The sequence below is a fragment of the Okibacterium fritillariae genome (assembly GCF_052783725.1).
Genome location: NZ_CP199917.1, coordinates 1,189,590 through 1,212,186 on the forward strand (window position 1 = coordinate 1,189,590; position 22,597 = coordinate 1,212,186).

The following is a 22,597-nucleotide window of genomic DNA, read 5'->3' on the forward strand; positions in this document are numbered from 1 at the left end:
GAAAGGCGGACCCCGTGGATGCATCCGACCGCACGCCGCTCATCACGCGCTTTCGCGCCGCGCTGGTTCGCCTGACGGGACGCAAGCCGTCCGCGCTGGCGGGCCTGGGACGCGCTGCAGAGATCGATGCGTTCGGGCGCAGCGCCGAACCGGTCGACGACCCCGATGCCGGCCGCGACGAGTATGAGCCCGCCGCTGACACCCCGTGGGAACTGCGGGAAGGTGACCTGCGGGATGGCGACCTGTGGAACGGTGACCCGCGGGGCGATGAGGGTTTTAGCCGCTCGCCTCGCTAGCCGAAGAGCGTCGAGCCGATGTAGTCGTCGGCGTTGCGCGCGCCCGGAGGCACCGCGAAGATGCCCGACGAGACGTGTTTGATGTACTCGTTCATGAGGTCGTTCTGCGAGAGCTGGCGTTGGATGGGGATGAACTGGGTGCGCGGGTCGCGCTGGTAGGCGATGAAGAAGAGTCCGGCGTTGAGACGCCCGAGCTCGTCGTTGCCGTCGACGAAGTTGTACCCGCGGCGCAGCAGTTGCTGGCCCTTGTTCTGGCTGGGGTGTGCCAGGCGAACGTGAGCGGCCGTATCGATGGAGCGACCGTCATCCCCGGTCTTGTCGAGCGCGATCTCGGTGAACTCGGTGCCGCCCGAGAGCGGTGCCCCCTCGCCCTTGTCGCGGCCCACGACGCGCTCCTGCTCGCCGAGCGCCACGCGGTCCCAGTTCTCGATGAGCATGCGGATCTTGCGGCTGACGAGGTAGGAGCCGCCCGCCATCCAGCTCGCGCCGTCGGTCTTCTGTGCCCAGACCTGGTCGTCGACGATCTCGGGCTGCTCGAGCTTGATGTTGGCCGTGCCGTCTTTGAAGCCGAAGAGGTTGCGCGGGGTGGCCTGCGCGGTCGAGGTCGACGAGGTGCGGCCGAAGCCGAGCTGCGACCAGCGCAACGAGGCGCGGCCGAAGGCGATGCGTGAGAGGTTGCGGATGGCGTGGACGGCGATCTGCGGGTCGTCGGCGCATGCCTGGATGCAGAGGTCTCCGCCCGACTGCGCGTCGTCGAGCGTGTCGCCCGAGAAGTGCGGCAGGTCGACGAGGGCGGCGGGCCTCTTGTCGGCGATGCCGAAGCGGTCGACGCCGTCGCGCGAGGTGAAGAGAGTGGGTCCGAAGCCGATCGTGATGGTGAGGCCAGCGGCGGGGAGCCCGAGCGCCTCGCCCGTGTCGTCGGGTGGCGCGAGGGAGGGGCCTCCGACCGCTCCGTCCTCGCTGACGTCGAGGCCCTGGGTGAGGCGGGATGCGGCGAGCGTCCAGTCCTGCAGCAGCTCGACGACATCCTCGCGCGACGCCGTCGAACTGAGGTCGAAGGCCGCGAAGTGCAGCCGGTCTTGCGCGGGCGTGACGATGCCCGCCTGGTTCGCGCCGAAGAACGCGTAGGAGTCCGCTGCGCCGGATGTGCCGGATGCGGTCGCCTGGGCGACGGCCGTGGCTCCGGCGCCGCCCACGACGAGTCCGCCCGCGGCCGCGCCGGCGAGCCCGAAGAGGCCGCGTCGCGAGAGCGTGCGCTTCGGACGGCCGTCCGAAGCAGGATCGGGCTGAACGGAGGCGTGCGGCTGGTCGGGCTGCTCAGGCATCCGGTCGTCGGGGGTCGTCACGGGCGTCTTCTTTCGGGGAGGCGGGCTGGGGAAGGGCCGGCCGGGTGGAACGGGGGAGGGGGTCTCGCAACGTTGGGCGCCACGAGACCCGCCCGAGATTACTCGGCGATTCCGAGAACCGTGTGGGTGAGCTGCGACAGCGGCTCGGAGAGCGCGTTGATGCCGTCGGACAGCTCCTTCACCTGCTGCGTGCTCAGCTGGTCGTAGGTGACGAAGCCGGCGTCGAGGCTGCCATAGGCGGCGAGCTGCTTGTTCAGCGCGTCGAACTGCTTGTCGATCTTCTCGACGAGCTTCTTGCCATCGTCACCCTTCGACACGGCGATGTCGCGCACGTTGCCGTAGGCCACCGAGGCGCCCTCGACGTTGGCCTGGAAGTCCCACAGGTCGGTGTGGCTGAACTCGTCCTCTTCGCCCGTGATCTTCGAGGTGGCGACCTCTTCTAGCAGGCCGATGGCGCCGTTCGAGATGTCCGAGAGCGAGACCGTGAAGTCTTTCTCGCGCACGAGGTCGAAGAGCTGCTTGACGTTGGCGTTCAGGCCGTCGGCGAGCTCCTGGCGCTCGGCGGGCGTGCTGGGCGTGAAGCCCGCGGGGGCCCAGAGGTCCTTCTCGATGCGGTGGAAACCGGTGAAGGGGATGCCGTCTTCCGTGGCCATGGGCTCGCGGAAGTCGATCTTGGGGTCGAGGTCGCCGAACGCCTCGGCCGTGGGCTCGATGCGCTCGTAGTTGGTGCGGGCCGTGGGGAACAGGGCACGCGCCTCGTCGTCGTTGCCGGCGACGTAGGCCGCGGTGAAGGCGGCGACGTTGGTGACGAGGCCATCCGTCTGCTCTTTGATGTAGGCGACGTAGTTGGTGACGGCCGTGTCGGACTGTTCCTTGTCGGTGCCCGAGAGCGCCACCTCGTCGCCCGTGACGGTGAACTTCGAGGTGCCGATGCCCGCGCCCACCATGCCGAGCTTGCATTCGGTGTAGTAGGTGCCGGGGGAGAGCTGGGCCACGTAGTCGACGGTCGCGCCGGGCGTGATGTTCTCCTTCTCGCCCACGATGCGCAGCTTGTCGTCGGCCAGGATGTAGAACTCGTTCACCTGGGTGCCCGTGTTGCTGGCGGTGAACTTCACGGCGCCCGAGGCGGCGGTGGCGGCCGAGACGTTGCAGCCGTCATCCGTGATGTCGACCGTGAGCGCCGACGACGCGGGGTTGTTGGCCACGCAGCCCGAGAGCAGCACAGCAAGGGTGAGGGCGCCTCCGACGGCAGCGGGGGCGAGGTGAGTTTTTCTCATGCGATGTCTCCTGGAGCGGGGGTGTTGGCCGATGCGGATGCGCGGCCGGATGTCGAGGGGGTGGCGGTTGCCGGGGACGACGCTGCTGCGGCTGCAGACGCGGCTGTGGCAGACGGCGCCGATGCGGATGTCTGTGCCGCGGCCGAGCGGCCGAGTTTCTTGCGCGTGAGCCGCCAGAACAGCGGCAGGGTCACGAGCATGTAGATCAGCCATCCCGCGACCTGCAGCACGGTGGGCGCGGGGTTGAAGTTGACGATGCCGCCGAGCACCGCGCCGTACCAGCTGGTGGGCGGGATGACGGCCGAGATGTCGTAGGCCGTGGCCGAATGCCCGGGCAGCACCCCGGCCTCTTGCAGGTCGCCGATGCCGTAGGCCAGAACGCCCGCGGCGACGACGATGAGCGCGTAGCCGGTCCACGTGAAGAACTTCGACAGGTTGATGCTGATGAGCCCGCGGTAGATCAGCACCTCGAGCGCGATGGCGGTGAGGATGCCGAGCACAGCGCCCACGAGAGCTTCGGTGCCGCTGGCGTTGGGCCCGACCGTCGACCAGACGAACAGGGCCGTCTCGAGGCCCTCGCGCCCGACGCTCAGGAGCGCCAAGAGCACAATGCCCCAGCCGGCTCCTTCGGCCGCGCGATCGATGCCCGAGCGCAGGTTGCGGCTGAGGTCCTTGGCGGTGCGCCCCATCCAGAAGACCATCCAGGTGACGAACCCGACGGCGACGATCGACAGGCCACCGCCGATGATCTCCTGCGCTTGGAACGACAGCCCGTATTCGCCGAAGGTGAGGATTGCCCCCACGCCGAGCGAGACGGCCACGGCCAGCCCGATGCCCATCCAGACCCGGGGGAGCAGGTCGCGGCGGTCGATCTTGACGAGATAAGCGATGAGGATGCCGACGATGAGTGCGGCTTCGAGGCCCTCGCGGAGCCCGATGAGATAGTTCGCGAACACGGTACCTTCGGTGGAGACAGGAGACGGTCGACGCTGCGCCGGTGAAAGCGGCCGATCTCGGGGGAGTGAGAAGAGGTAAGCCTTGCCTTACCGACTTGAACACTAGCCCGGGACTCCCATCCTGTCCAGCTACAATCGGCCGGTGACCTTTCCTCCCTCCTCTTCCTCGCCGCAGACGCCCGATTCTGCGGGGTTCGCGTTCGGAAACCCCCGCGAAATGGGGGATGCCGGCACGGTCGAGCAGAGCGGAGACGAGGTCACCACGGGCGGCCGCATCTTCGGCTGGGTGCTCGCGCTCGTCATCGGAGCCATCTTCGGCACCGTCGGCACCGTCGCGCACCAGATCACCGTGACCATCTTCGGGGCCGCGTTGCCCGTCGGTCTCGTGCTCGGGCTCATCGGCATGGCTGCGCTCTTCGTGGGCGTGCGCCTGCTGCTCGAGGATCGCGTCGCCACGGTGCTGTCGGCAGTGGGCGTCGTCGGCATGATCGTGCTGTTCTCCTTCCGCAGCGCGGGCGGCTCGGTGCTGATCCCGCAGGGCCTCACGGGCATCGTCTGGTCGGTCGTTCCCGCCCTCATCGCGGTCGTCGTCATCTCGTGGCCGCGCAACCTCGGCCAGAATGCCGGGCGCCCCACCGCGACCCCCGCTCAGCACCTCGGCCAGAACGCGAGCCAGATCCCCGGCCAGAACCTCGCCGGGCCGCGTCCGACGGCTTTCGGCCCGCGCGACAGCGCCTAGACTTGAACCAGTCATCGTCGAAGGGACCCTCAGTACTGTGACCTACGTCATCGCCCTCCCCTGTGTGGATGTAAAAGATCGTGCGTGCATCGATGAATGCCCCGTCGACTGCATCTACGAGGGTGAACGCTCTCTCTACATCCACCCCGACGAATGCGTCGACTGCGGTGCGTGCGAGCCGGTCTGCCCCGTCGAGGCCATCTACTACGAAGACGACCTGCCCGACCAGTGGGCCGACTACTACAAGGCCAACGTCGAATTCTTCAACGAGGTCGGTTCTCCCGGCGGAGCCGCCAAGGTGGGCGTCATCAAGTACGACCACCCCGTGATCGCCGCGCTGCCTCCCCAGGCCTAACCCATGGCGCTGCAGCCGCTGCCCGACTACCCGTGGGACCAGATGGCTCCCTTCGCGGCCCGGGCGAAACAGCATTCCGACGGCATCGTCGATCTCTCCATCGGTTCGCCGGTGGATGCGACCCCCGATCTCATTCGCCGGGCCCTGGCCGACGCCACCGACGCACACGCCTACCCCACGACGGCCGGAACGCCGGCGCTGCAAGACGCCATCGTCGGCTGGTATGCCGAGCGTCGCGGGGTCTCGACGCTGACACCCGCCAACGTCCTCCCGACGATCGGCTCGAAAGAGCTCGTCGCGCTGTTGCCGTTCATGCTGGGGGTGGGCGAAGGCGATGTGATCGTGCATCCCCGCGCCGCCTACCCCACCTACGCCATCGGTGCCGCGCTGGCCGGGGCCGAGGCCTTCCCCTCCGACGACCCCGCCGAGTGGCCCGCGAACACCAAGCTCGTGTGGCTCAACTCGCCCGGCAACCCCGACGGGCGCGTGCTGTCTGTCGACGAGCTGCGCGCGGCTGTCGAGCGTGCGCGCGAGCTGGGCGCCACCATCGTCAGCGACGAGTGCTATGCCGAGCTCGGCTGGGACGCGCCGTGGGATGTCGAAGCCATCCCCTCGATTCTCGACCCCCGCGTGATCGGCGACGACCGCCGCAACGTGCTGTCGGTCTACTCGCTCTCGAAGCAGTCGAACCTCGCCGGATATCGGGCCGCCTTCGTGGCCGGCTGCGCCACGCTCATCGCGCGCCTTCTCACGGTGCGCAAACACGCCGGTCTCATGCTGCCCGCGCCCCTGCAGCAGGCCATGGTGACGGCGCTCGGCGATCACGAGCACGTCGCCGAGCAGCGCGAGCGATACCGTGTGCGTCGCGACATTCTGCGACCCGCCCTCGAGCGCGCCGGCTTCCGCATCGATCGCTCCGAGGCCGGCCTCTACCTCTGGGCCACCGAAGGCCGCGACGCCTGGCAGAGCATCGAACGCCTGGCCGATCTCGGAATCCTTTCGGGACCGGGTCATTTCTACGGTGAGTTCTACCCGGAGCACGTGCGCCTCTCGCTCACGGCCACCGACGAGCGCATCGCTGCGGCGGCAGAGCGGCTCAGCGCAAGCGCCTAGAGGTTTCCTCCAGGCGATGCCCAGCATCGTTGCACGATGACGCAGTGGGGGCGCGGGCGGTCTAGGCTGTATAAGGCAGCGATGCACGGTCACCACCGGATCGCCGCCAGCATCCTGAAGGCCACATAAGTCAAGGAGGCGCCGTGGGCGACGTCGACCAGCAGTCACCGAACGAGACCGAGAAAGCCTTTCTCACCTATCCGGGGGGTCGGGCCGAGTTCCCGTTCGTGCGGTCGGTAGACGGCGCATCCAGCCTGGATGTCTCGAGCCTCACCAAGCAGACGGGCTACACGGCTCTCGACTACGGGTTCGTCAACACCGCGGCCACCAAGTCGAAGATCACCTACATCGACGGCGAGCAGGGCATCCTGCGTTACCGCGGGTACCCGATCGAGCAGCTCGCCTCGTCCTCCACCTACCTCGAGGTCTCGTGGTTGCTCATCTACGGTGAGCTTCCGACCGCCGATCAGCTCGCCGAGTTCGACGAGAAGATCCGCCGCCACACGCTGCTGCACGAGGACCTCAAGCGGTTCTTCTCGGCGCTGCCGCACACCGCGCACCCGATGTCGGTCATCTCGAGCGCCCTGTCGGCCCTGTCGACGTTCTACGAGAACGGTGCCAACCCGAACGACCCCGAGCAGGTCGAGCTGACCACCATCCGCCTGCTCGCCAAGCTGCCGATCATCGCGGCCTACGCGCACAAGAAGTCGCTCGGCCAGGCTTTCCTCTACCCCGACAACTCGCTCAACTTCGTCGACAACTTCCTCAAGTTGAACTTCGGCACCATGGCCGAGCCGTATGAGATCGACCCCGTGCTCTCGAAGGCGCTCGACCGCCTGCTCATCCTGCACGCCGACCACGAGCAGAACGCGTCCACGTCGACCGTGCGTCTCGTCGGCTCGACGGGTGCCAACCTGTACGCGTCCATCTCGGCGGGCATCAACGCCCTGTCGGGCCCGCTGCACGGCGGCGCCAACGAGGCCGTGCTGCAGATGCTCGGGCAGATCCGCGACTCGGGTGAGAGCGTTCAGCGTTTCGTCGAGCGCGTCAAGAACAAGGAAGACGGCGTGAAGCTCATGGGCTTCGGGCACCGCGTCTACAAGAACTACGACCCGCGCGCCAAGATCGTCAAGGAGAGCGCCGACGAGGTGCTGCAGGCCCTCGGCATCAGCGACCCGCTGCTCGACCTCGCGAAAGAGCTCGAGCAGATCGCCCTCGAAGACGACTACTTCAAGGAGCGCAAGCTCTACCCCAACGTCGACTTCTACACGGGTGTCATCTACAAGGCCATGGGCTTCCCCACGCGCATGTTCACGGTGCTCTTCGCGATCGGCCGCCTGCCCGGCTGGGTGGCGCACTGGCGCGAGATGAACACCGACCCGCAGACGAAGATCGGTCGCCCGCAGCAGCTATACATCGGCTCGGGCGCGCGCGACCTGCCGCAGCGGTAGAACGCCCCGAACGCGACGAGAGCCCCGACCGGATGACCGGTCGGGGCTCTCGTGTGTCTGGGGGGATGCTCGCTGCGGAAGCGGTTAGGCGTGCAGCGCCTCGTTGAGCACGACGCCCGCACCCGTGCGCGGCAGCACCTCGACGGCGCCCGTCACCGAGTTGCGGCGGAACAGGAGCCCGGCCACGCCCGACAGCTCGACGGCCTTCACCGTGCGCGGCGTGCCGTCGGCCGTCTTCTGCCCGTCGAGCACGACGACCTTGGTGCCGGCGGTGACATAGAGCCCCGCCTCGACCACACTGTCGTCGCCGATCGAGATGCCGATGCCGGAGTTGGCGCCGAGCAACGCCCGCTCGCCGATCGACACGCGCTGCGTGCCGCCGCCCGAGAGGGTGCCCATGATGGAGGCGCCGCCGCCGATATCGGACCCGTTGCCCACGACCACGCCCTGCGAGATGCGGCCCTCGACCATGGACTGTCCGAGCGTGCCGGCGTTGAAGTTGACGAAACCCTCGTGCATGACGGTGGTGCCGGGGGCGAGGTGCGCGCCGAGACGCACGCGCGAGGCATCCGCGATGCGCACGCCGTGCGGCGTGACGTAGTCGATGAGGCGCGGGAACTTGTCGATCGCGGTGGCGTGGATGCCGGCGCGCTGCAGGGCCGGGCGCAGGCGCGTGAAGTCGTCGGGGTGCACGGGGCCCGCGTTCGTCCACACGACGATGGGCAGGTGGCCGAAGATGCCGTCGAGGGACAGCGTGTTGGGCGCCACGAGCGTGTGCGAGAGCAGGTGCAGGCGCAGGTAGGCGTCGGGCGTGGAGGCGGGGGCGGCATCGAGGTCGATCTCGACCGTCACGATGTCGACGCGCACGTTGCGGCGCTCGTCGTCGCCGGCCAGCGCCTCGATCTCGGCGGGGGCGATCCAGCGCTCCCGGCCCTCGGGAATGCGGCCGAGCTGCGGCTCGGGGAACCACGTGTCGAGCACGGTGCCGTCGGCGGCGATGGTGGCGAGGCCGTAACCCCACGCGGATGTCGGTCGGGCGGTCTCGTCGGCGGGGGAGGTCTGCGCGCTGGTCATGTCTCCAGGCTAGCGAATGGTGCCGACACGGGTTCGCGTGTGACGCCCAGGATCGGTGTGCGGGTTCGCCCTAAACTGATGCCATGACTGACGTCTCCACGCCCTCGCTCGACCTCAGCCAGTCCACCCCCGAGATCACCCGGCAGATCTGCGACATCGAGTCGGTCTCGGGCAACGAGGGGGCCCTCGCGGATGCCATCGAGGCCGCCGTCTCGGGGCTGCCGCACCTCGAGGTCATCCGCATCGGTCACAACGTCGTCGCCCGCACCCGGTTGGGCCGCGCCGAGCGCGTCGTCATCGCGGGCCACATCGACACGGTTCCGCTCAACGACAATCTGCCGACACGCTGGGAAGAGATCGACGGCGTCGACTATTTGTGGGGCCGCGGCACCGTCGATATGAAGTCGGGCGTGGCCGTGCAGCTGAAGCTCGCGGTCGAACTCACCGACCCCCGCGTCGACATCACGTGGATGTGGTACGAGAACGAGGAGGTGTCCTCCGAGCTCAACGGCCTGGGCATCCTCGCCGCCGCGCGACCCGATCTCTTCGAGGCCGACTTCGCCATTCTGGGCGAGCCCTCCAACAGCCAGATCGAGGGCGGATGCAATGGCACCATCCGCATCGAGGTGCGCACGTTTGGCACCCGCGCGCATTCGGCCCGCAGCTGGGTCGGGGCGAACGCCATCCACGCGGCCGGGCCCGTGCTCGACGTGTTGTCGCGCTACGAGGCCGCCCAGGTGGAGGTCGATTCGCTGATCTATCGCGAGGGCCTGAACGCCGTGGGCATCTCGGGCGGCATCGCCGGCAACGTCATCCCCGACGAGTGCATGGTGCACATCAACTATCGTTTCGCGCCCGACAAGACGGCCGATCAGGCGATCGCCCACCTCGAGCAGCTGTTCGGCGCCTGGGACATCACGGTCGTCGACCGGGCCGAGGGGGCGCGGCCGGGGCTCGACGCTCCGCTCGCGCGGGCCTTCGCCGAGGCCGTCGGGGGCACCCCGAAGCCCAAATACGGGTGGACCGACGTGGCCCGGTTCTCGGCCCTCGGTGTTCCCGCCGTGAACTACGGCCCCGGTGATCCGGTGAAGGCTCACGCCGATGACGAGCGCGTGTCCGTGCAGCAGATCCTCGACTGCGAGGTGGGGCTGCGGTCGTGGCTGCAGGCGGACGGCGAGGCCCGGGCCGTCGGTGCGGCTGACGAAGCCGATGCCGGGACGGTTCGGTGATCGCACGCTGGACGCGCCTTCCCTGGTGGGCGCAAGTCCTTCTCATCTTCGCCGCCGCGCGTGGCGTCACGACCGTCATCATGATGGGGTTCGCCCGCGGGCAGCTCATGAACGCGTGGACGGGCGCATCGCCCGACTATGGCGCCTTCGCCACCATGTGGGACAGCCGGTGGTACAACATCGTCGCGTTTTCGGGATACCCGACGGTCCTGCCCCTGAGCGCCGAGGGTCACGTGCAGCAGAACGCGTGGGCGTTCATGCCGGTGTACCCCTTCACGGTGCGCGGACTCATGACCGTGACCGGGCTCGAGTGGAACGCGGCATCCCTCGTCATCGCCATCGCCTTCGGGTTCGGTGCGGCGCTCATGTTCTACAAGCTCATGCGCCGCGTGCAGGGGCACGGTTCGTCGCTCTTCGCTGTCGTGCTCTTCTCGGTCGCACCCGCCTCGCCCGTGCTGCAGGTGGGCTATGCCGAGTCGATGCAGCTCTTCTTCATCGCGCTGGCCCTCTACCTCACCCTCGAGCGGCGGTATGTCGCGCTCATCCCGGTCGTGATCGTGATGTCGTTCGTGCGGCCGACGGGGCTGGCGTTCGCGCTGTTCCTCGGGCTGCACGTCGTCTACCGCTGGTTCACGCGTCGCCGCGACCCGTTTCCGCCCCGGCAGATCGCGGCGGCCGTCGGGGCGACCCTGGCTTCGCTCGTGGCCGGGTTCGCCTGGCCCGCCATTGCCGGAATCGCGACGGGCGACATCCATTCGTATACGCAGACCGAGCTGTCATGGCGCGCCGACTACATCGGCTATCAGGAGCTGCTGCCCTTCACGCCGTGGATCCAGGGCTTCCACTGGTGGTTCGGGCCCGTCTACGGCACGATCTTCCTGATCGCGCTCGTGCTGGCCTTCGCGCTCATCCTGTTCACACCGCTCGTGAAGCGGCTCGGGGTCGACCTGCGGTTGTGGCTGGCGAGCTATGCGCTCTACCTGCTCGCGGTGTTCTTCCCGCAGTCGAGCACGTTCCGGCTGCTCGCGCCGATGTTCCCCCTTCTGGGTGCGCTCGCCATCCCCAAGAACAAGGTCTATCGGGTGGCGCTCGTCGTCCTCAGCGTGGCCGGCCAGTGGGTCTGGCTCGAGTGGTGTTGGCGCGTCAACGGCGCCGACTGGACGCCGCCGTAACGAGCATCCCTCGCTCGACACCTGTAGTTTACTGTCGCGCGATTTCGTAAAGGGCGGCTCGACAGCGGATAATGGGGAGTACTTAGCCACGAAAGGGGATCGCATGGCAGCGATGAAACCAAGGACCGGAGACGGCCCAATGGAGGCTGTTAAGGAGGGTCGGCTCATCATTGTGCGCGTGCCGCTCGAAGGTGGGGGTCGACTCGTCGTCTCGGTGAACGATGCCGAGGCGAAAGAGTTGCACGGCGCACTGGCCGGAGTAGTTTCCGGAGCTTAATCAACCCGAACGATTGAAGGGCGGATGCATCAGCATTCGCCCTTCGTTCGTTAAACGCCTCGAGGGCGCCGTGCGGTCGGGTTCAGTAGCGCGTCGTCAGCTGCAGCAGCCCGTCGCCCACGGGGGAGAGGGCGGCCACGACGGCGTCGGAGGCGGCGATCTCCTGCACGAGCGTGCGGAACGACGTGGTGACCTCGTCACGCTGGGCGGGGTCGGAGACGCGTCCACGCCAGAGGGCGCGCGGCACGAGCACCGTTCCACCGGGGCGCACGAGACGCAGGCCGTGCTCGACGTTCTCGATCACCTGGGCGGGGTCGCCGTCGACGAAGACGATGTCATAGGAGTTCTCGTTCATGCGGGGCAGCACATCGAGCGCGCGGCCCGTGATGAGACGCACGCGGTTAGGCGCGATGCCGGCGTCGGTGAACGACTGGCGGGCCACCGATTGCAGTTCGGTCTCGGCCTCGATCGAGGTCAGCACGGCGCGCGGCGACGCCGACAGCAGCCAGAGGCCCGACACGCCGGTGCCCGTGCCGATCTCGACGATGTTCTGGGCGTTCGTGGCGGCCGCGATGAGGGCGCTCTGCGCACCGACGGCGGGCGAGATCGGTTCGATTCCCATTTCGAGGGCGTGCCGACGGGCGCGCGCGATCGGTTCGGCCTCGTTGACGATCTGGTCGGCGTACTTCCAGTTCGAATCTTGCTCTGACACGGTTGCTCCCAGGGATGTTTGACGTCAGGATATCGGGGGAACTCGCGGCCGGCGGTGAGGCGCGGCGCGGTAGTCTGATGTTGTGTTCGGCCTGACTTTCGAAAAGCTCCTCATCATCGGGGTCATTGCCGTCTTCATCCTGGGCCCCGAGCGGTTGCCGCACTACGCCGCACAGTTCGCCAAGCTCGTGCGCACGGTGCGCGATATGGCCCGCGGGGCGAAAGATCGCATGCGCGACGAGATGGGCCCCGAGTTCGACGACGTCGACTGGCAGAAGCTCGACCCGCGGCAATACGACCCGCGGCGCATCATCCGCGAGGCCCTGCTCGAAGAAGACACCCCGGCACCGCCACCCCGGCTCAGTGCACCTGATGCCGGAGCCGCCACCTCGCCGGCCATGAACGCCTCTGCGGCCCCTCGTGCCACCGCGCTCGCAGCCGCCAGTGACCGCGTCGGACGCCTGCAGCGTGGCGAAGCGGTCGGAGCCCCACCGTTCGACAGCGAGGCCACCTAGGCCGCTGCCAGCGCGGCCCGCTCCGGGGACCTATCGCGTGCTGAAGCCGAGCTTGCGGCCCGCGAGGCCACGGCCGACCGCGAGCAGCTGATCCGCCGCGGCGCGGATGGCGACGCTCGCCGGGTCTGACGGGTCGCTGAGCACGACGGGGGCTCCGGCATCCCCACCCTCGCGGAGCGCGACGCTCAGCGGAACCTGCGCCAGGAGCGGCACGGGGGAGCCGACCGATGCGCCGAGGCGTTCGGCCACCTGGGCGCCGCCGCCCTCGCCGAAGAGGTGCAGCACGCTGCCGTCCGGCTGGGCCAGACCCGACATGTTCTCGATGACGCCGACGACGCGCTGGCCGGTCTGGCGCGCGACGACGCCACTGCGCTCCGCGACATCCGCGGCGGCCGGTTGGGGCGTGGTCACGACGAGCACCTCGGCGTTGGGCAGCAGCTGCCCGATCGAGATGGCGACATCGCCCGTGCCGGGAGGTAGGTCGAGCAGCAGCACGTCGAGATCGCCGAAGTAGACGTCTGTGAGGAACTGGCCGATGGTGCGGTGCAGCATGGGTCCGCGCCACGCGACGGCCGCCTGGGTGTCGTCGACGAACATGCCGATCGAGATAACCTTCACGCCGTGGGCGACGGGCGGCAGGATCATGTCGTCGACGCGCGTGGGGCGCGGTGCCCGGCCCGAGGCATCGACGAGCCCGAGCACACCGGGGATGCTGAAACCGTGCACATCGGCATCGACCACGCCCACGCGCAGGCCCCGCGCCGCCAGCTCGGCCGCGAGGTTGGCCGTGAGCGTCGACTTGCCCACGCCGCCCTTGCCGCTCGTGACGGCGATGACGCGCGTGAGGGTGCCGGGGCCGAAGGGCATCTCGCGGCGGGCACCGTCTCCGCGCAACTTCTCGGTGAGGGCGCGTCGCTCGGCGGGGGTCATGACTCCGACGGCGATACGGGCCTCGGTGACGCCGGGCACGCCGGCGACGGCCGCGGTGACGTCGCGCTCGATGGCCGTTGCGGCGGGGCATCCGACGATCGTGAGCTTGATCGCCACATCGGCCTCGCCCGCCTCGCCCACAAGGATGTCGCCCACCATGTCGAGCTCGGTGATGGGTTTGCGAATCTCGGGGTCGATGACGCCGTCGAGTGCCCGGCGGATGAGTGCCGCCACGGGGGAGTCCTGCAGCGCGTCGTCGGGCTGGGCGGCGCTCGGGTCAGCGCCCGCCATCGCCGGCGGTTCCCGTCTGTTCGTGCTCCGGTCGATCCTTCTCGAGCTCCTCGAGCAGCGAGCGCAGCTCCTGCCGGATGAACTCCTTCGACACCATGTCCTTCATCGCTAGGCGCAGCGCGACGACCTCGCGCGCGAGGTATTCGGTGTCGGCGAGGTTGCGCTCGGCGCGCTGGCGGTCCTGCTCGATCTGCACGCGGTCGCGGTCGTCCTGACGGTTCTGCGCGAGCAGGATGAGGGGCGCGGCGTAGGACGCCTGCAGCGACAGGATGAGGGTCAACGCGGTGAAGCCGAGCGCCGCCGAGTCGAAGCGGAAGTTCTCGGGGCCCCACGTGTTGTAGCCGATCCACACGAGGCAGAAGAACGTGAGGATGAGCAGGAACCACGGCGTGCCCATGGCGCGCGCGACCCACTCGGTGGCGCGGCCGAAGCGGTCGCGCGATTCGCGGTTGCGGGCGGGCAGCACCGAGGGGCGCAGGCCCTTGGGCGCGTCGAGGCGGCTGTTGTCGGTGCGGCGGATCTTAGCCACGGAGGTTCCTCCTCACGGCGGGGGTGCGGCGGGCGCGGCCATCGTCGTCGGCGTGGGAACGCCAGTCGTTCGGCAGCAGATAGTCGAGCACGTCGTCGATCGTCACCACCCCGACGAGGCGGTGTTTCTCGTCGACCACGGGCACCGACACGAGGTCGTAGCTCGCGAGGATGCGCGACACCTCGGCGGCCGAGGTCTCGGGGGTGGCCGGGTCGAGGCTCTGGTCCATGATCGACCCGAGGCGCTCGTGCGGCGGGTAGCGCAGCATGCGCTGGAAGTGCACCATGCCGAGAAAACGGCCGGTCGGGGGTTCATACGGCGGCAGTGTGATGCACACGGCGGCGCCGAGCGCGGGGGCGAGGTCGGCGCGACGGATCATGGCGAGGGCCTCGGCCACGGTCGAGTCGGCCGACAGGATGATGGGCTCGGTGGTCATGAGACCGCCGGCGGTGTCGGGCGCGAAGCTCAGGAGCATGCGCACGTCTTCGGCCTCTTCGGGCTCCATGAGCTCGAGCAGGTGTTCGCCGCGCTCTTCGGGGAGTTGCGCGATGAGGTCGGCCGCGTCATCCGGCTGCATGTGGTCGAGCACATCGGCGGCGCGGTCGTCGTCGAGCTGGCCGAGGATCTGCACCTGGTCTTTTTCGGGCATCTCTTCGAGCGCGTCGGCGAGGCGGTCGTCAGAGAGCTCCTCGGCGACCTCGATCATGCGGTCGCGCGGCAGGTCGAGCAGCGTGTTGGCGAGGTCGGCCGGCTTCAGGTCGCTGTAGGTGGCGATGAGCTGTTCGGCCGACTGGGCCTCGCCGCCCTGCGGCTTCTCGCGGATCTCGCGCCACGTGACGAACGAGGTGGCACCCTTGGCGAACGGCGACGACGACGCCTTCGGCTGGCGCACGAAGTACTGGCTCACGGCCCACTCGCCGGGCGCCGATTCTTCGATGGCGACGTCTTCGATGGTCGCCTCGCCGGGCTTGTCGGTGAAGAGCACCTTGCGGCCGAGCAGTTCGGCGATCACGCGCACCTCGCCGCCCCGCTGCTCGAAACGGCGCACGTTGATGAGGCCCGTCGTGATGATCTGACCGGATGCGATGGAGGTGACGCGCCCGATGGACACGAACACGCGCCGCTTGCCCGGAATCTCGACGAGCAGGCCGACCACGCGGGGCGGGTCGTTTTTTCGGTAGACCACCAGGACGTCGCGAACCTTGCCCACGCGGTCGCCCGCGGGGTCGAACACGATGCACCCGGCCAGGCGGGCGACGAAAATCCTCGTGGTACTCACCCCTCTAATCTAGTCGCCCCACCCATGGCCGGATGCCCCGCACAGACGGGTCTGAGAAGATGAGGGGGTGAGCACACAACAACCAGGACGTGCCGGCGGTCGAGCCGGATTCGACGGGCAGATTCCCCGCGGCGAGACCGTGGCGAGCTTTGAGACCTACGAGGCCGCGCAGCAGGCGGTCGATCGCCTCGCGGGCGCCGATTTCCCCGTCAAACAGCTGTCGATCGTGGGCGACGGTTTGAAGAGCGTCGAGCGCGTCACGGGCAAGCTGAGCTATGGCCGCGCGGCCGGCGGCGGAGCCCTGAGCGGCGCCTGGCTCGGACTCTTCTTCGGCCTGCTGCTCGTGATCGTCAACCCGGCGTCGAGCCTGGCGTTCGTCGGCGCGGCCATCCTCATCGGTGCGGCCTTCGGCATGATGTTCACCATCGTCACCTATTCGCTCAACCGCCGTCGCCGCGACTTCACGTCGGTCATGCAGGTGCTCGCCACCAGCTACACCGTGATCGTGGCGCCCGAGCTGGCGAACCGCGCGCGCAACATCTTGAGCCAGCCCGAGGGGTCTGGCGACCGGCAGGCGGGCCAGGGGCCCTCCTAACCCGAGCTGCGCCCCACACGCCGAGAGGCCGACATCCACTGCGGATGTCGGCCTCTCGGCGTTAATGCGATCTGTGCGTTGATGCGTTCTAGCCGTTGAGGCGCGCGATCCACGCTTCGACGTCGTCGGCCGTGCGGGGGATGCCGGCCGACAGGTTCTCGGCGCCGTCGGCGGTCACGAGGATGTCGTCCTCGATGCGCACGCCGATGCCGCGGAACTCGGGTGCCACGGTCAGGTCGTCGGGCTGGAAGTAGAGGCCGGGCTCGATCGTGAACACCATGCCCTCTTTCACGATGCCGTCGTGGTACATCTCGCGGCGGGCCTGCGCGCAGTCGTGCACGTCGATGCCGAGGTGGTGGCTGGTACCGTGCACCATGTAGCGGCGGTGGTACTGGTTGTCGGGCTGCATCGACTCGTCGGCGCTGACGGGCAGGAAGCCCCACTCGGCCGTCTTCTGAGCGATGACCCGCATGGCCTCGGCGTGCACGTCGCGGAACGTGATGCCGGGCTTGACGATCTGGAACGCGGCATCCGCTGCCTCGCGCACGGCCTCGTAGACCGCGCGCTGCACGTCGGTGAAGGTTCCGTTGGCGGGCAGGGTGCGCGTGATGTCGGCCGTGTAGAGGCTGTCGAGTTCGACACCCGCGTCGAGCAGCATGAGGTCGCCGGGTGTGACGGGGCCGTCATTGCGCGTCCAGTGCAGGATGCAGGCGTGGGGCCCGGATGCCGCGATCGTGTCGTAACCCACGGCGTTGCCGTCGGCGCGGGCCCGGGTGTAGAAGACCCCCTCGACCAGGCGCTCGCCGCGCTCGTGCTGCGTGATGCGGCCGAAGTCGGCGATGACGTCGTCGAAACCGCGCTGCGTGGCGTCGACGGCCTGTCGCATCTGCTCGATCTCGTACGCGTCCTTGACGAGGCGCATCTCCGACGCGAACTGCGTGAGCTCAGCGTCCTCCTCGACGGTGCGGTCGATGGCCGTGGCCTGGAACTCGTCGAGGTGCGCGGTCTCGATGCCGAGATCGGCGGCGACCTGGGCGAGCGAGGGCCGCGCACCGATCCAGAATTCACCGATAGCCGAGTTGGCGTAGAACTCGGGGCTCGTGCGGTCGGCGCGCTCGCGGAAGTAGAGCGTGACCTCGTGGGTGTCGCCCGCGGGCTCGAACACGAGCACGGCGTCGGGCTCGCTGTCGCTGCCCCATCCGGTCAGATAGGTGAAGACCGTGTGTGCGCGGAAGGGATAGTCGGTGTCGTTCGAGCGCTGCTTGGGCGAACCGGCGGGCACGACGAGGCGCTGGCCGGGGAATGCCGCCGAGAGCGTGGCACGGCGGCGCGCCGCGAAGGGGGCCTGCTCGCGGGGAGCGGGAAGCTCGTCGACGCGCTCGGCCCACTCCGAGCCGATGAACTGCTGGAACTGGTTCGACGACGGCGTCGTGGAGCGATTCTCGGTGCCCTCGGGCTGCTCGGTGCTCACGCGCTCATCGGCGGTCTCGGTGTGCACGGTCTCGGTGTGCACGGAGTCGGCGTGCGCGGTGTCAGTCGAATGGCTCATCCGTCCATTCTCCCACCACCCGAGGCACCAGAGATGAGGGGATGCCTGAGCAGCACTCTCAGGAGGCGGGGGACAGCGTCGCGACGACGGGTCGGTGGTCGCTGCCCGTGCCATCGAGGTCGGTCACGACGCGGATTCCCGTGACGGTCCACTTCGAGCCCGCCATGACGTGGTCGATGGGGGAGCCGAGGAGGGCCGGGGCGTCGGTGGGCCAGGTTCCGAGCCCGGCGGCACCCGCTGCGGAGGCGGCATCCGTGCACTGGCCGAGAGTCGTGCCGTCGCCCGTGCCGAGGCCCGCCATGTGGTCGATCGTGGCGTTGAAGTCGCCCGCCATGATGACGTCGTCGCTCGCGCACTGGCGCGCCAGCCACTGCAGGTCGGTGCGCCAGTTCTGCATCTGGGCCTGGGAAGGGGAGACGGCGTGGGCGGCCACGATCGTGGGGCCGACACCATCCGAGGGCGTGGCGATGACGGTGGGCAGCACGGCCGTGTTCTCGGCGCGATTCTCGTTGCTCGTGACGGTGTCGTAATCGCCGAGGCTCGGGCTGATGAGCAGGGTGGTCGAGCGTGCGGGGGAGATCTGGTCGAACGCCACGGTCTTGACCCACATGGGCAGGCCGGCCGCGCGCATCTGCAGGGCCACCTCGACACCCGTCGCCTCGGTGGTCTCGGGCAACACGATGACGTTGGCGCGCGACTCGATCGCGAGCTGGGCGATCCTGTCGGAACCCGGCGCGTCGCCCAGGGTGTTCCATGACAGCACCGTGATGTCCTGCCCGTTCGCGGTGGTGGCGTTCGCATCGGCCGGGGTATTGGTGGCTGGCGCATCGGATGCCGCGGGCGCCGCCGTGCCCTCGGTGCCCGTAATGCCGCGAACCCCGATGATCGCGACGTTGGCGACGGTGAACAGGGCGAAGAGCACGGCGAGGGTGCCCGCGAAGGCACGCAGGGGCCGAGCCAGGGCCAGCAGCAGGCACAGGACGAGCGCGACGAGCCCCGCAACCACGAGAGCCCCGCGCAAGGCCACGGCCTGGGCGATCAGGAACGTGTCCTGGAACCCGAAGAACTGCGGCCACGCGAGCACGAGCAGGCCGACGGCGACAGCGATGGTGACGAGTGCACCCAGGAACTTGAACATCGCCATCACCCTAGCCAGCCGCTCCTGAGAAACCTCCGCGCACGGCGCAATAGACTGGGGGGATGACTGCAGAGGCCGGTTTCCCCGCACCCGCCGATCTGCACACCCACTCGCGGGTCTCCGACGGCACCGAGACGCCCAGCCAGCTCGTGCGGGCCGCTCGTGAGGCCGGTCTCGGCACGGTGGCGCTCACCGATCACGATTCCACGGCGGGGTGGCACGAAGCATCCGAGGCGGCCGTCGAGAACGGCGTCACGCTCATCCCGGGCATGGAGCTGAGCACGCGCCACGGATGGCGGAGCGTGCACCTGCTCGCCTACCTCTTCGACCCCACCAACGGCGACCTCGTCGAAGAGACCGCGCGCATCAGGCAGTCCCGGTTGACGCGCGCCGAGACCATCGTGCAGAAGCTGTCGGCCGACTACGACCTCACGTGGGCGGATGTCGTCGAGCAGACCACCCCGGGCACCACCATCGGGCGGCCGCATATCGCCGACGCCCTCGTGGCCCGCGGGTTCGTGCCCACACGCAGCGAAGCCTTCGCGGGAATCCTGCACCCGGCCACCGGGTACTACCTGCCGCATTACGCCCCCGAGACACTCGACGGCGTGCGGCTCGTGCGCGCGGCAGGCGGCATCCCCGTGATCGCGCACCCCGCCACGCGCGGGCGCGACAACGTGCTCGACGAGGAGTACATGGCGGCGCTCGCCGAAGCCGGCCTGTTCGGGCTCGAGATCGATCACCGGGAAAACACGCCCGACGGCCGCGTGCGCCTGCACGAGCTGGCCGAGACGTATGGTCTGCGCATCACGGGTTCGAGCGATTACCACGGCTCGGGCAAGCCCAACCGCCTGGGCGAGAACACGACGGCCCCCGAGGTCGTTCAGGCCATCGCCGACGAGGCGACCGGCTGGGAGCCCGTGCGGCCGTAGAGCGGCGCCGCTCTGGCCCGGCCGGTTCTTCGCTCGCCTTCGAGATGCGAGAGCGAGGTGCGAGAGCGTGGTGCTCGGCTTGAGGTTGGACGTGCCCGGGGCCGCGCGGCCTCCTGAGCGGCCCTGCCATGTCGATTCGATATGGGAGAAGCGAGAAGCGCCCGACATCCGCAGACGTCGAGCGCTTCTCAGGTTTTGCCGGCGCGGAGGGCGCCGACCGAACCGGGGTTATTCGGGCTTGGGGCCGCGGCGACGCGAGCGGTTGCGGCGGCGCGGCGCGCTGTTTCCGTCGTGGTGCTCGGCACCCTGACCGTCGTGCGTGCCGGCGGCCACGGGGGCCTGATCGGACGAGGTCGAGCCCGCCGCATCGGTGGCCGCGACATCCGACGTGGTGGATGCCGTGGCGCCCGACGTCGTCGCCTCGGACTCGCTGCCCGTGCCTTCGCCCCGACGGCGGTTGCGCGTGCGCGGCGGACGGCTCGAGCCACCCTCGCCGCGAGCGGAGTCTCCACCGCGTGAACGGTCGGAACCCGAACGGTCGGAACCCGAACGCTCGGAACCGCCGCGACCCGAACCCGACTGACCCGAGGCCGTGGCCGAACGCGGGGGACGTGCCACCTCGGCGGCGGGCTTCAGGCGGCCCTTGGTGCCGGCCGGGATGTCGAGGTCGGTGAAGAGGTGCGGCGACGACGAGTAAGTCTCGGTGGGCTCGGGCTGGCCGAACTCGAGTGCGCGGTTGATGAGAGCCCACTTGTGCAGGTCGTCCCAGTCGACGAAGGTGACGGCGATACCGGTCTTGCCGGCGCGGCCCGTGCGACCCACGCGGTGCAGGTAGGTCTTTTCGTCTTCGGGGATGGTGTGGTTGATCACGTGGGTGACATCGTCGACGTCGATACCGCGCGCCGCGACATCCGTAGCAATGAGGATGTCTCGCTTACCGGCCTTGAACGCGGCCATGGCTCGCTCGCGCTGCTCCTGGTTGAGGTCACCGTGCACGGCCGCGGCGTTGAAGCCCCGGTCGTTGAGCTCTTCGACGAGCTTGGCTGCCGCGCGCTTGGTGCGCGTGAACACGACGGTCTTGCCGCGACCCTCGGCCTGCAGGATGCGGGCGATGACCTCGTCCTTGTCGAGCGAGTGCGCGCGGTAGATGAGGTGCTTGATGTTGGCCTGCGTGAGACCCTCGTCGGGGTCGGTCGCGCGAATGTGGATGGGCTTCGTCATGAAGCGGCGCGCCAGGGCGACGATCGGGCCCGGCATGGTGGCCGAGAAGAGCATGGTGTGGCGGCTCTCGGGAGTCTTCGAGAAGAGCTTCTCGATATCGGCGAGGAAGCCGAGGTCGAGCATCTTGTCGGCCTCGTCGAGCACCATCTCGCGCACGTTGCTCAGGTCGAGCAGGCGCTGGTTGTTGAGGTCGATGAGGCGGCCGGGGGTTCCGACGACGATCTGTGCGCCCGCCCGCAACTGCTCGATCTGGCCCTCATAGGCCTTGCCGCCATAGATGGAGACGATGGCGGTCTTGCGGTTGGATGCCGCGAGCTCGATGTCCTCGGTCACCTGGACGGCGAGTTCACGCGTCGGCACCACGATGAGCGCCTGCACGCCCGGGGCCGGGTCGAGCCCGAGACGCTGGATCAGCGGCAGACCGAAACCGAAGGTCTTACCCGTTCCCGTCTTGGCCTGGCCGATGATGTCCTGGCCGGCCAGCCCGAGGGGGATGGTCTGCTCCTGGATGGGGAAGGGCTCGAGGATGCCCTTGGATGCAAGTGCGTCGACCAGGTCTTGGTCGACACCGAGATCGGAAAAAGTCACGATTATTCGCCTGTCAGTCTTGAATGTGTAGGTCTACGCCTGTCACAGTCACTTCGGGCGTAGGGTCCCGATCCGTCGCCGGGACACTCTCACCCTAGCGGAGCATCTAAGCTGGACCCGTGGTTTCCTGGGTACGGCGTCGTCGCGGAGTGATAGAGCAGTCACGCTCGTCCGCTCGCCGTCGCCCGACGGGCTTCGAGAAAGTCGACTTCTCCGACCTCACGCCCGACGTGGACAGCTACCTCGGTCAGGCCGCCTACGTGCAGCTCGGGTTCTTCCAGGTGCTGAGCGAGCTGAGCGTGACGACATCCGATCTGGCTGCAAAACAGATCATCGCCCAGGCCGCCGGTTTCGCGCTCGCCAAACACGAGGGCATCGTGTCGGAGATCGTGCGTCGCGAGAAGAAGCCCGACGAGGCCATGGCGCCGTTCGCGCCCGCCGTCGACGAGTTCCTCGTGTCCACCGCGGGCGCGACCAAGAACGAGGCGCTGTTGTCGGTGTACATCACGCAGGGTTTTCTCGACGACCTCTATATCGGGCTGACCGACGGGCTGCCGTCCGATGTCGGGCCACGCATCGCCAGCCTGCTGGGCAGCGATTCGGGGGCCAACGGCCTCGTCGCCCTGCTCACCGACGCGATCGACGTCGACCCGAAGCGTGCCGATTTCCTCGCCATGTGGGGCCGGCGCCTCGTGGGCGACACGCTCCTGCTGGCGCACCACGCCCTGCGCATCAACCCCGGCTCGGCCACTGAAGAGGCGCGCGTCGAGCCCGTCTTCACCGAGCTCATAGCTACGCACACGCGCCGAATGGATGCCCTGGGCCTGACCGCTTAGGGTCTGACCGTTTTGAGTCTGACCGCTGAGGGCCTGACCGCTCCGGGCCTGACCGCTGAGGGTCTGACCGCTTGGATCGGTTCACGCGTGTGCCGCGACGGTGCTGGCGGTCGCTGCGCGGCATTCACTGCTGAGCGAGAGACGACGATCGGCCCGCCGCGCTGAGCGCTGACGGGCCGATCTCTGGTGTCTCTGCGA

At 68.7% G+C, this 22,597-nt stretch carries 23 protein-coding genes; 12 read left to right on the forward strand and 11 right to left on the reverse strand.

What is annotated here, in order from left to right:
• Positions 1 to 14 precede the first annotated feature (14 nt).
• Positions 15 to 296, forward strand: coding sequence for a hypothetical protein (locus ACUWEX_RS05615; RefSeq protein WP_445997373.1), 282 nt, complete (start codon positions 15 to 17; stop codon positions 294 to 296).
• Here ACUWEX_RS05615 and efeB read toward each other — a convergent pair.
• From efeB to efeU, 3 genes are all read right to left on the reverse strand, one after another.
• Positions 293 to 1,621: an iron uptake transporter deferrochelatase/peroxidase subunit gene (gene efeB / locus ACUWEX_RS05620; RefSeq protein ID WP_445997606.1), complete on the reverse strand. Its 1,329-nt coding sequence runs from the start codon at positions 1,619 to 1,621 to the stop codon at positions 293 to 295. The two genes, ACUWEX_RS05615 and efeB, sit on opposite strands and share 4 nt — an antisense overlap.
• Positions 1,622 to 1,740: 119 nt before the next feature.
• Positions 1,741 to 2,919 carry an iron uptake system protein EfeO gene (efeO, locus tag ACUWEX_RS05625; protein ID WP_445997374.1) on the reverse strand — a complete coding sequence of 393 codons (1,179 nt, stop codon included), beginning with the start codon at positions 2,917 to 2,919 and terminating at the stop codon, positions 1,741 to 1,743.
• Entirely contained in the window at positions 2,916 to 3,875 is a 960-nt protein-coding gene (efeU, locus tag ACUWEX_RS05630; protein ID WP_445997375.1) for an iron uptake transporter permease EfeU, read from the reverse strand. The genes efeO and efeU overlap by 4 nt, the downstream gene beginning before the upstream one ends.
• A gap of 142 nt (positions 3,876 to 4,017) precedes the next feature.
• Here efeU and ACUWEX_RS05635 point away from each other — a divergent pair, with 142 nt between their 5' ends.
• From ACUWEX_RS05635 to ACUWEX_RS05650, 4 genes are all read left to right on the forward strand, one after another.
• Positions 4,018 to 4,614: a hypothetical protein gene (locus tag ACUWEX_RS05635; protein ID WP_445997376.1), complete on the forward strand. Its 597-nt coding sequence runs from the start codon at positions 4,018 to 4,020 to the stop codon at positions 4,612 to 4,614.
• A 37-nt stretch (positions 4,615 to 4,651) separates the two neighbouring features.
• Positions 4,652 to 4,969: a ferredoxin gene (gene fdxA, locus ACUWEX_RS05640; RefSeq protein WP_077053570.1), complete on the forward strand. Its 318-nt coding sequence runs from the start codon at positions 4,652 to 4,654 to the stop codon at positions 4,967 to 4,969.
• A gap of 3 nt (positions 4,970 to 4,972) precedes the next feature.
• Complete coding sequence (gene dapC, locus ACUWEX_RS05645; protein WP_079727223.1) at positions 4,973 to 6,082, forward strand: succinyldiaminopimelate transaminase; 1,110 nt, start codon at positions 4,973 to 4,975, stop codon at positions 6,080 to 6,082.
• A 143-nt stretch (positions 6,083 to 6,225) separates the two neighbouring features.
• Positions 6,226 to 7,533: a citrate synthase gene (locus ACUWEX_RS05650; RefSeq protein WP_143785336.1), complete on the forward strand. Its 1,308-nt coding sequence runs from the start codon at positions 6,226 to 6,228 to the stop codon at positions 7,531 to 7,533.
• 84 nt (positions 7,534 to 7,617) lie between these two features.
• Here ACUWEX_RS05650 and dapD read toward each other — a convergent pair whose 3' ends face one another.
• A complete protein-coding gene (gene dapD, locus ACUWEX_RS05655; protein WP_079727225.1) occupies positions 7,618 to 8,607 on the reverse strand; it encodes a 2,3,4,5-tetrahydropyridine-2,6-dicarboxylate N-succinyltransferase in 990 nt (329 codons plus the stop codon).
• An 83-nt stretch (positions 8,608 to 8,690) separates the two neighbouring features.
• Between dapD and dapE the strand changes: the two genes are divergently transcribed.
• The 3 genes from dapE to ACUWEX_RS05670 all read left to right on the forward strand — a co-directional run bounded on the left by dapE (position 8,691) and on the right by ACUWEX_RS05670 (position 11,285).
• Positions 8,691 to 9,836, forward strand: a complete 1,146-nt coding sequence (gene dapE / locus ACUWEX_RS05660) for a succinyl-diaminopimelate desuccinylase (RefSeq protein WP_445997377.1) — start codon at positions 8,691 to 8,693, stop codon at positions 9,834 to 9,836.
• Positions 9,833 to 11,008, forward strand: coding sequence for a hypothetical protein (locus tag ACUWEX_RS05665; RefSeq protein ID WP_445997378.1), 1,176 nt, complete (start codon positions 9,833 to 9,835; stop codon positions 11,006 to 11,008). Before dapE ends, ACUWEX_RS05665 begins: the two co-directional genes overlap by 4 nt.
• Before the next feature lie 103 nt (positions 11,009 to 11,111).
• The gene (locus ACUWEX_RS05670) at positions 11,112 to 11,285 is read left to right on the forward strand and encodes a DUF3117 domain-containing protein (RefSeq protein WP_079727226.1); all 174 of its coding nucleotides are present in this window, start codon (positions 11,112 to 11,114) and stop codon (positions 11,283 to 11,285) included.
• 82 nt (positions 11,286 to 11,367) lie between these two features.
• On the opposite strand, the gene ACUWEX_RS05675 is transcribed toward ACUWEX_RS05670, so the two are convergent.
• On the reverse strand, positions 11,368 to 11,997 hold the full coding sequence (locus ACUWEX_RS05675) for an O-methyltransferase (protein ID WP_077053564.1): 630 nt from the start codon (positions 11,995 to 11,997) through the stop codon (positions 11,368 to 11,370).
• Positions 11,998 to 12,079: 82 nt separating this feature from the next.
• On the opposite strand from ACUWEX_RS05675, the gene ACUWEX_RS05680 reads away from it, so the two are divergent.
• A complete protein-coding gene (locus ACUWEX_RS05680) occupies positions 12,080 to 12,511 on the forward strand; it encodes a Sec-independent protein translocase TatB (RefSeq protein ID WP_445997379.1) in 432 nt (143 codons plus the stop codon).
• Positions 12,512 to 12,541: 30 nt separating this feature from the next.
• On the opposite strand, the gene ACUWEX_RS05685 is transcribed toward ACUWEX_RS05680, so the two are convergent.
• From ACUWEX_RS05685 to ACUWEX_RS05695, 3 genes are read right to left on the reverse strand one after another with little or no spacing between them, the layout of a single operon-like run.
• The gene (locus ACUWEX_RS05685; protein ID WP_445997380.1) at positions 12,542 to 13,732 is read right to left on the reverse strand and encodes an Mrp/NBP35 family ATP-binding protein; all 1,191 of its coding nucleotides are present in this window, start codon (positions 13,730 to 13,732) and stop codon (positions 12,542 to 12,544) included.
• Positions 13,719 to 14,252: a DUF1003 domain-containing protein gene (locus tag ACUWEX_RS05690; protein WP_445997607.1), complete on the reverse strand. Its 534-nt coding sequence runs from the start codon at positions 14,250 to 14,252 to the stop codon at positions 13,719 to 13,721. Before ACUWEX_RS05690 ends, ACUWEX_RS05685 begins: the two co-directional genes overlap by 14 nt.
• A gap of 1 nt (position 14,253) precedes the next feature.
• Positions 14,254 to 15,540 (reverse strand): magnesium transporter MgtE N-terminal domain-containing protein, encoded by a 1,287-nt coding sequence (locus tag ACUWEX_RS05695; protein WP_079727229.1) that lies wholly within the window; start codon positions 15,538 to 15,540, stop codon positions 14,254 to 14,256.
• A 67-nt stretch (positions 15,541 to 15,607) separates the two neighbouring features.
• Here ACUWEX_RS05695 and ACUWEX_RS05700 point away from each other — a divergent pair, with 67 nt between their 5' ends.
• Positions 15,608 to 16,135, forward strand: a complete 528-nt coding sequence (locus ACUWEX_RS05700) for a general stress protein (protein ID WP_445997381.1) — start codon at positions 15,608 to 15,610, stop codon at positions 16,133 to 16,135.
• An 88-nt stretch (positions 16,136 to 16,223) separates the two neighbouring features.
• On the opposite strand, the gene ACUWEX_RS05705 is transcribed toward ACUWEX_RS05700, so the two are convergent.
• Together ACUWEX_RS05705 and ACUWEX_RS05710 are read right to left on the reverse strand one after the other, a co-directional pair.
• Positions 16,224 to 17,684: an aminopeptidase P family protein gene (locus tag ACUWEX_RS05705; RefSeq protein WP_445997382.1), complete on the reverse strand. Its 1,461-nt coding sequence runs from the start codon at positions 17,682 to 17,684 to the stop codon at positions 16,224 to 16,226.
• A 58-nt stretch (positions 17,685 to 17,742) separates the two neighbouring features.
• Entirely contained in the window at positions 17,743 to 18,822 is a 1,080-nt protein-coding gene (locus tag ACUWEX_RS05710) for an endonuclease/exonuclease/phosphatase family protein (RefSeq protein ID WP_445997383.1), read from the reverse strand.
• Positions 18,823 to 18,884: 62 nt separating this feature from the next.
• Here ACUWEX_RS05710 and ACUWEX_RS05715 point away from each other — a divergent pair, with 62 nt between their 5' ends.
• Positions 18,885 to 19,754 carry a PHP domain-containing protein gene (locus tag ACUWEX_RS05715; RefSeq protein WP_445997384.1) on the forward strand — a complete coding sequence of 290 codons (870 nt, stop codon included), beginning with the start codon at positions 18,885 to 18,887 and terminating at the stop codon, positions 19,752 to 19,754.
• Between the two features lie 228 nt (positions 19,755 to 19,982).
• Here ACUWEX_RS05715 and ACUWEX_RS05720 read toward each other — a convergent pair whose 3' ends face one another.
• Positions 19,983 to 21,566: a DEAD/DEAH box helicase gene (locus ACUWEX_RS05720; RefSeq protein WP_445997608.1), complete on the reverse strand. Its 1,584-nt coding sequence runs from the start codon at positions 21,564 to 21,566 to the stop codon at positions 19,983 to 19,985.
• A 146-nt stretch (positions 21,567 to 21,712) separates the two neighbouring features.
• Here ACUWEX_RS05720 and ACUWEX_RS05725 point away from each other — a divergent pair, with 146 nt between their 5' ends.
• On the forward strand, positions 21,713 to 22,399 hold the full coding sequence (locus tag ACUWEX_RS05725; protein WP_445997385.1) for a ferritin-like fold-containing protein: 687 nt from the start codon (positions 21,713 to 21,715) through the stop codon (positions 22,397 to 22,399).
• The last annotated feature ends 198 nt before the right edge of the window (positions 22,400 to 22,597 follow it).